Origin of the sequence: Streptosporangium vulgare, from assembly GCF_042428775.1 — a bacterium.
Taxonomy (GTDB): Bacteria; Actinomycetota; Actinomycetes; order Streptosporangiales; family Streptosporangiaceae; genus Streptosporangium; species Streptosporangium vulgare.
The window spans coordinates 602469-610088 of record NZ_JBHMBS010000004.1 but is presented as its reverse complement, the minus strand read 5'-3'; the positions used below and the strand labels follow the sequence as shown (position 1 = coordinate 610088).

Here is a 7620-nt window from a genome sequence, read left to right as displayed (position 1 = left end):
CGCCGTTACGAGCGCCGCGCCGATCACTTCGCATCTTTTGTCGCTCTCGCAGCGGCGCTTATCTGCTACCGAAGACTCACCAAATGAGTCACGCTCTAAGTCCCCAACACGCGGGAAGCGGGGAGACGTGGAGATGGGTGTCGGAGTTTCTCAGGGCACGGGCCTCGGCTCGCCGATCGGCTCCAGCCAGCCGGTCGCGGGTTCCGGAGGCATGGCGATCGACGTTTTTCACGACCCCAAAGTGACCCCTACCTGGGGTTATGTGATGATGGACACAGCCTCTACCGAATCCGGGGAACGATGTTACGATACTGAGACTTGTCCGGCTGTAGAGCGTGTCGCACCCGCCGTTGGCACAGCCAAAGATCAGTCCCCTGACCACGTAACGCTTTTAACGGCCCCCTTACAAGGTGCCTGCGAGCATCAAGTGCGCCGTCAGAAAGGGTGCGTCGCAACGTCGCCGGGCGGTAATGGGGGGAAGAGTACGAGGGGGGTCCAATGATCACGATGACGGAAGAGCAGCGCCAGGACTGGTTCGAGCGTGACGTCGTGCCGGTCACCAGCCAGCTTTACGCGTCCGCGATGCGTCTGACCCGCAACACCGCCGACGCCGAGGACCTGGTCCAGGAGACCGTCACCAAGGCCTTCACCTCGTACCACCAGTTCCGTGAGGGCACCAACCTCAAGGCGTGGCTGCACCGCATCCTGACCAACAACTTCATCAACGACTACCGCAAGAAGCAGCGCTCGCCCAAGCTCTCGGCCACCGAGGAGATCGAGGACTGGCAGCTCGCCGCCGCCGAGTCCCACATGTCCAGCGGTCTCAAGTCCGCCGAGACCGAGGCGCTGGAGCAGCTGCCCGACAGCGCGGTCATGAACGCCCTGCGTTCCCTGCCCGAGGACTTCCGGGTGGCCGTCTACCTGGCCGACGTCGAGGGCTTCGCCTACAAGGAGATCGCCGAGCGGATGGGCACCCCCATCGGCACGGTCATGTCCCGCCTCCACCGGGGCCGGCGCCAGCTCCGCACCATGCTCGAGGACTACGCCCGCGAGGAGGGCGGCCTCCGCGTGCCCGAGGAGGTCCAGGCCGCCTGATCTCCCCGAGGAGAGGCCGCCTGATCCCCGCTCCCTCCCCTGTTCTCCGATCTCTCGTACGGCCCGCACCCGAAGAGGGCGCGGGCCGTACGCGCGCCCGGGGCCCTCGCGCCGGTGGGGACGGACGGTCAGTCCAGCGCCATGTGGAGCCTGACCCGCAGCTCGCCGTCCACGCCGCGCACCTGGACCAGGTCGCAGAGCTGGCGGCTGATCCAGAGCCCGTAGCCGCGTGGCGAGCCGGGCTCGGGCGGGAGATAGCCGGGCAGCGGGACGTCCAGGTCGCCGCCACCGGAGTCGGCGATCTCGCACACGATCTCGCCGCCGGCCGCCCAGATGGTCGCCCGGCCGTGTCCCGCGCCGTGCTCCACGCTGTTGGCCGCCATCTCCGAGACGCTCAGCACGAGCGAGGCGACCAGGTCGCGCCGCATGCCCACCCGGTGCGCGTAGTCGGTGACGAGCGCGCGCAGTCGTCCCAGCTCCCCCAGGGTGAAGTCGGTGACCACCGCGGACGGGGGCGGGTCGGGGAGGGGGAGGTCGTCCCCCGGCGGCGCGAACCGCTCCGGGGAGACATAGCGGTCGCTCCGCCGCAGGCCGGCGTCGCTCAGCTCCGTGGGATGGGTGCGCGGGACGTGGTCGAGTGCCAGCGTCTCGTCGTACAGGCACCACAGGCTGACCGGGATCCCGGCGAAGGCGGCGTTGAGCACCGACTCGTAGCGGATCCACTCGCGGGCCTGCCGCTCGGTCCAGCCTGTCCACACCGGCTCCCCGAGGACCAGTGGCCGCTCCCGCCGGCGGATGTAGTCGTGGAAGGCGGCGAGGGTCCGCGTGGGGTGGGCGTACCACTTCCCGGAGGGGCGGCGGTCGATGAGGCGGGTGTCGGTGCCGAAGGCGTCACCGATCAGGTCGAGCCCGCGCTCGCCCGCGACGACCAGGATCCGCCGGCCCTCGCGGAGGGCGCCGGCGATCAGGGGCTGGACGAGTCTCAGGAAACCGGAATCGGAGCCGTACGCGACAGCCGTGTGCGCGAACGGCCCGCCGGAGTCGAGGAACGCCCGCTCGGGCTGCACGGGGATGACCGTAACAAGCGTCCGGCTTCAACACAACAGAGTCAGTCGGCGACATCGTGTCAACCGGACGCGATCAACGCGACCGCGGCGAGGGTGAAGCCGATTCCCACCACCTGCACCGGGTTGAGCCGTTCTCCCAGGAAGTGGCGGGCGAGCAGCAGGGTGCTCGCCGGGTAGAGCGAGACCAGGACGGCGACGAGGCTGAGCATCCCGCGCTGCTGGGCGAGCACGAAGAGCACGTTGGCGGCCATGTCGAGCGTCCCGGCCGCGAAGATGACGCGCAGCGTGCCGGACCCGGGGCGCAGGGCGCGGCCGGTGGCGAGGGCGAGCACGGCGATGGAGGTGACGGAGGTGAGGCGCGCTCCGAGCAGCGGCCACATGCCGGAGTCCACCGGAGCCTGGGCGATGATGACGAAGAAGCCGCCGAAACCCGCGCCCGCGGCGAGTGAGGCCAGGATCGGGCCGTACCCCCGGGTGGCCTTCCTGTCCGAGGAGCCGCGGCTCACCAGCAGGACCGCGAGCAGCGCGAGGACCACCCCGCCCAGCGCGACCGGCTCGGGGCGCTCCCCGACGGCGAGCCCGAACAGCACGGGCAGTGCCGCCGAGACGGTCGCGGTGATCGGCGCGACCACCGACATCACGCCGGTGGCCAGCGCCCGGTAGAACAGCACGATCCCCGCGGTGCCGCACAGCCCGGAGGCCGCGCCCCAGGCGAGGGCCGCGGGCGAGGGCGCCTCCGGCAGGAACGGCAGCAGCGCGACGATCACGGCCAGCCCGGCGACCTGGGAGAGGACCACCACCGCGAGCACCCGCGACCGGCGGGTGGCCAGACCGCCGAGGAAGTCGGCGGTGCCGTACACCAGCGCGCAGGCCGTCGCCAGCATCACAGCCGTCACGTTCCACCTCGGTTCAATAGACTGTACTGACAGGACAATATATGAAGTGCAATAGAGTGCAAATCGAGTTCACTACACTGAACTCATGGATCCAGAGACGATCACCGCCGCGGTCGCCAACAACGTGCGGGCGCAGCGGGCGCACCGGCAGATGACCCTCGACGAGCTCGCCGCGCGCTCGGGAGTGAGCCGGGGCATGCTCGTCCAGGTCGAGCAGGGCAGGACGAACCCGAGCATCAGCACGCTCACCCGCATCGCCGACGCGCTCGGGGTGACCGTCGCGCGGATGGTGGAGGTCGCCGACACGCCCGTGGTGCGGGTGGTCAGCGGCGCCGACGTCGTCACCTTCCCGCACGGGAAGTCCAGCACCGCGCGGCTGCTGGTCGGCACCGACGCGCCCGCCATCCTGGAGCTGTGGGACTGGCGGCTCGCCCCCGGCGACCATCACGACGGCGACGCCCACCCCCCGGGCACGCGCGAGATGCTGACCGTGCTCGAAGGGCGGCTCACCCTCTCGGTGTACGGCAAGAGCCACATCGCGGAGGAGGGCGACGCGGTCGTGTTCAGCGCCGACCGGCCGCACAGGTACGCCAACGAGGGGGACACGCCGCTGCGGTTCATGATGGTCGTGACCGAGCCCCGGGAGACGCCTGACCGCTCCTGACGCTTCGGTGGTTCCGAGCCCCGCGCCCCGGGAGCCGCGCCCCCGGAAGGCGCCCCGGGGCGTCCGCCTGTCTTGGGGGCTTTAAAGCTCTAACTGGGCGCATCGGATGAGAGATGGCCACCAGGGGGAGCATCTCGCCGAATGTGGCATGAAGTGGCGCGTCGGTACGAGCAACCGGCCGTTGATGTCCCATCCTGGTGGAATACCCGGTCATGATCTTGCGGGGGGACCCGGCCGGGCCGCTCGCCGTCCCCGCGGCGCTTTCGGGGGGAAGCATGCGGGTGTGGCGGGTGTGGGTCGTGCCGCTGGCGTTGCTGTTCGCGATCTGGGGCTGCACCTCCCCGATCACCCTGGTGGGTTCGGTGGAACCGGCGGCCGTGGAGCCCTCCGCCCTCGCTCCCTCACCCGCCCTCGCCCCGGGTCCCGCTCCCGCCCTCGCCCCAGGTCCTGCTCCAGGGCTCGTCCCGGACCCCGTTCCCGGGCTCGGACCCGACGCGGCACGGCCGCACTGGCCGCGGGACGACCTTCCCGTCTCCCCGCAGGCGCGCCGGATCGACTGCGACCGGATCAGGTGCGTGGCGCTGACCTTCGACGACGGGCCGGGGGCCTACACCGAGTCGTTGCTCGACATCCTCGCCGGGTACCGGGCGAGGGCGACCTTCTTCGTCGTCGGGCGCATGGTCCTCGGCGACGGCGAGAACACCCTGCGCAGGATGGTGGCCGAGGGACACGAACTGGGCAACCACACCTGGGACCACCCGCAGCTGCCCCTGCTGTCACAGGCCGCGATCAGGGAGGAGCTGGGCCGTACCCAGTGGCTCGTCAAGCAGGCGACCGGGGTCACGATGATCCTCATGCGCCCGCCGTACGGGTTGACCGACTCCAGGGTCGCCGCCGAGAGCCGCCACCTGGGGCTCGCCCAGATCCTGTGGGACGTCGACACGCTCGACTGGCGTGACCACGACCCCGCGGTCGTCGCCCGGCGCGCGACCGAGGCCGGGCCGGGGTCCATCGTGCTGATGCACGACATCCACCATTCCACGGTCCAGGCCGTTCCCCGGGTGCTGGACGAGTTCGCCGCCAGGGGCTACCGGTTCGTGACGCTGTCCGAGCTGTACGGTGGGCGTCCCGCGCCGGGGAGGAAGTACTACAGCAGCCGGTGACGGGCGCGCCCGCCCGGAAACCCGCCGGCGAGCGTGACGGACGGGAGGACGGACCCGCTGGAGACCCGGTCGAGGATCCGGCTGGAGACCTGGTCGAAGGTCCGGTTGGGGACCTGGTTGGGACCTGGTTGAAGGTCCGTTCGAAGGCTTGGAGAGAGAACCGGCGGAGGAGGCGTGAACCTGCCGCGCCCGTTTCCCGACTGTCCGGGGCGAGGAGGCAGGGTGACTGACGAACTGCTGGTGGTCCGGTGCCGGCTCGGCGAGCGCGAGGCGTTCGCCGAGCTGGTACGGACCTGGCACGACCCGGTGTGGAACTACGTACGGCGCATGCTGGGGCCCTCGCGGGCCGACGACGTGGCCCAGGAGGTCTGGGTGGCCGTGGTGCGCGGGCTGCCGCGCCTGAAGGAGCCGGGCGGGTTCGCGCCCTGGCTGTTCACGATCGCGAGGCGCGCGGTGGCCGACCGGCTCCGCGAGGAGTACGCCAGGCCCGAGATCCCACTGGAGGAGGAACAGGCGTCCGCCGATCCCGCCGACGCCCTCGTGGACCGCGCCGACCTGCTCGCGGGCCTGTCGGGGCTGCCGGTCAGGGAGCGGGAGGTCCTCGTCCTGTTCTACCTGCAGGACCTCTCCCTGGAGGACTGCGCGCGGATCTGCGCCGTCCCCGTCGGCACGGTCAAGTCACGCCTGTCCCGCGCGCGGCGCATGCTGCGCGACCAGCTCACGGAGAGGGGATACCGGAGATGAACCCCGAGGACATGATCGGCAGGCTGTCGGGGCCGCTGTCGCTGCGCCGCCGGATCGGCCACGTCGCGGCACTGCTCGGCGGTCTGGGCGGCGCGCTGTTCACCGGCCTGCTGTGGGCCACGGAGCCCGCCCTGCCGGGCCGCACACACCTGGCCTTCGGCGCGCTGGTCGCGCTCGGCCTGGGCTGGGCCGGTTACGGGGCCTGGGCGCTGACCCGCAGGACGCCGCTGTTCGCCCTCGACCGGGTGATCGCCGCCTGGCTGGCGGTGGCCGCGACGGGCCTGCTCACGGCGGGGACGGCCGCGGTCGCGGCCACCAGGGGCACCTGGGCGGGTACGGCGGGGGTCGCCGTCGCCGCGACGCTGGCCGTGCTCGCGGTGGCCGTCCTGCTCAGGGCCCGTGCCGAGCGCGCCGCCCTGCTGCGCCGCAAGCGCGAGCTCGGCGGCTGAGGCCCGCCACGGCCAGGGCCGCCGCGAGGCAGGCCGTCGGGATCGACGGCAGCACGTAACGGTGGTCGAAGTCCAGCGCGGCGATCGGGGCGAGGAGCAGGAAGACGGCCACCGTCCACGGCAGCAGGGCCGGGCGCCGTCGCCCGGCGGACCCGAGGCCGCCGAGCAGCAGCAGCGCGCCGAGCAGCGGGCCGTGCAGGACGCCGGGGTAGGAGTACGAGCCCAGGAGGCTCCCGTACGGCTCGACCGACGACATCCCCCGGATGTCGCCGTCGTACTCGCGGCGCACCTGGTCGATCAGCGGGAAGGGGGGCAGCGGCCAGGAGCCGACGGGGAACGTCAGGGCGGGGGAGACACGCAGAGGATGGCGGACCGGGGTCGGCGCGAAGGTGAGCGCGGTGTCGCGGGCGACCTCGCGGAGGTAGTCCAGCGGCTGGGCGGCGATGGCGCGCAGCGCGAAGGACCTGGCCAGGTCGTTGTGGGCGAACCGGCCTCCCGGCAACCTGTTGAGCGAGGCTCCGGGAGCCCAGACGTACTCGGACGCGGCGTCGACGACGGTGCCGTTCGGGCAGAGGACCGCCTCCCTCGCGGGCGGCCTGATCACCGAGCAGTCGGCGAACGTCATCGTGCGCGCCCACAGGGCCACGCCGTCGGAGCCGCTGAGCGCGAACCGCCCGTGGTGCTGGTGGTACCAGCCCGCGTAGGCGGCGAGCGGCAGCAGTCCGGCGGCGGCCAGCGCGACCACCCGCTTCCAACCGGCCCTCCGCAGGAGCAGGTGGAGCAGGACCAGCCCCAGCAGCGGCACCGCGACCGTGCGGGTGAGCCCGGCCAGCGCCAGCAGCAGCCCCGTCACGGCGAGCGCCCGCGCCGACGGCCTGGCCCGCCACATCAGGACCGTGAGGGCGGCGGTGATGAGGAAGATGAGCTGGGTGTCGGAGAGCACGGCGTGTTCGAGCCTGAGGAAGGCGGGGTTGAACAGCACGGGCAGGGCCGCCAGGGTCGCCCCCCACCCGGGGAGCGAGTGGCGGCGCAGCACCAGATAGATCATCAGACCCGTGGCGAGGCCCATGGCGTGCTGGACGCCCGCGACGAGTTCCACGCTGTGGAAGGGCAGCAGCAGCCGCAGCAGGAAGGGGTACCCGGCCGGGTGGAACGCGCCGGAGGGTGCCAGGTGGACGGCCGTGTTCAGATACGTGAAGGAGTCGTACCAGTAGAGCTGGGCGGTGTCGTAGCCGAGCATGACGAGGCCGCGGAGCCCGGCCGCCAGGACGATCGCGACGACGAACAGCCGGTGGCCGCCGAGGGCGCGGAGGGCGCTGGGTGTGCGGAGGGCGCGGGGCCGGTCGCGTGGATCGTTCCCCTCGGCGGGCGCGGGCGCGGTCCGGATCCCTCCGGATGAGGTGAGCATGGATGGTCCCCCGTTCTGGGCCGGGGACTCCCCGGCACGGTGGGAGCAGTCCAGCGACCGGCCGATAACCTTGCCGTCACCGAGTTTGGTTACGCCCGCGTTATGCCGTGTGTGGCACGCTGACGCGATTCGGA

The 7620-nt window shown here is 71.8% G+C and carries 8 protein-coding genes and 1 pseudogene; 6 read left to right on the top strand and 3 right to left on the bottom strand.

All coding sequences use genetic code 11. The features are described from left to right. Both ACFFRH_RS12075 and ACFFRH_RS12070 read left to right on the top strand, forming a co-directional pair. Window positions 1–87: pseudogene (locus ACFFRH_RS12075) on the top strand (IS5/IS1182 family transposase); the annotation flags it as partial. 411 nt (window positions 88–498) lie between these two features. Then, window positions 499–1095 carry a sigma-70 family RNA polymerase sigma factor gene (locus ACFFRH_RS12070; RefSeq protein ID WP_344748168.1) on the top strand — a complete coding sequence of 199 codons (597 nt, stop codon included), beginning with the start codon at window positions 499–501 and terminating at the stop codon, window positions 1093–1095. A gap of 128 nt (window positions 1096–1223) precedes the next feature. Here the strand turns inward: ACFFRH_RS12070 and ACFFRH_RS12065 are convergent, their stop codons facing one another. After that, window positions 1224–2162 carry an anti-sigma factor RsbA family regulatory protein gene (locus tag ACFFRH_RS12065; RefSeq protein ID WP_386156220.1) on the bottom strand — a complete coding sequence of 313 codons (939 nt, stop codon included), beginning with the start codon at window positions 2160–2162 and terminating at the stop codon, window positions 1224–1226. 59 nt (window positions 2163–2221) lie between these two features. Further along, on the bottom strand, window positions 2222–3058 hold the full coding sequence (locus ACFFRH_RS12060) for an EamA family transporter (RefSeq protein WP_386156218.1): 837 nt from the start codon (window positions 3056–3058) through the stop codon (window positions 2222–2224). A gap of 85 nt (window positions 3059–3143) precedes the next feature. Here ACFFRH_RS12060 and ACFFRH_RS12055 point away from each other — a divergent pair, with 85 nt between their 5' ends. From ACFFRH_RS12055 to ACFFRH_RS12040, 4 genes are all read left to right on the top strand, one after another. Continuing rightward, complete coding sequence (locus tag ACFFRH_RS12055) at window positions 3144–3722, top strand: helix-turn-helix domain-containing protein (protein WP_386156216.1); 579 nt, start codon at window positions 3144–3146, stop codon at window positions 3720–3722. Between the two features lie 212 nt (window positions 3723–3934). Next, window positions 3935–4885 carry a polysaccharide deacetylase family protein gene (locus ACFFRH_RS12050; protein WP_386156214.1) on the top strand — a complete coding sequence of 317 codons (951 nt, stop codon included), beginning with the start codon at window positions 3935–3937 and terminating at the stop codon, window positions 4883–4885. 222 nt (window positions 4886–5107) lie between these two features. Further along, a complete protein-coding gene (locus ACFFRH_RS12045; protein WP_344748177.1) occupies window positions 5108–5629 on the top strand; it encodes an RNA polymerase sigma factor in 522 nt (173 codons plus the stop codon). Then, window positions 5626–6078: a hypothetical protein gene (locus tag ACFFRH_RS12040; protein ID WP_344748179.1), complete on the top strand. Its 453-nt coding sequence runs from the start codon at window positions 5626–5628 to the stop codon at window positions 6076–6078. The genes ACFFRH_RS12045 and ACFFRH_RS12040 overlap by 4 nt, the downstream gene beginning before the upstream one ends. On the opposite strand, the gene ACFFRH_RS12035 is transcribed toward ACFFRH_RS12040, so the two are convergent. After that, window positions 6020–7486: a hypothetical protein gene (locus ACFFRH_RS12035; RefSeq protein ID WP_386156211.1), complete on the bottom strand. Its 1467-nt coding sequence runs from the start codon at window positions 7484–7486 to the stop codon at window positions 6020–6022. The two genes, ACFFRH_RS12040 and ACFFRH_RS12035, sit on opposite strands and share 59 nt — an antisense overlap. Window positions 7487–7620 lie beyond the last annotated feature (134 nt).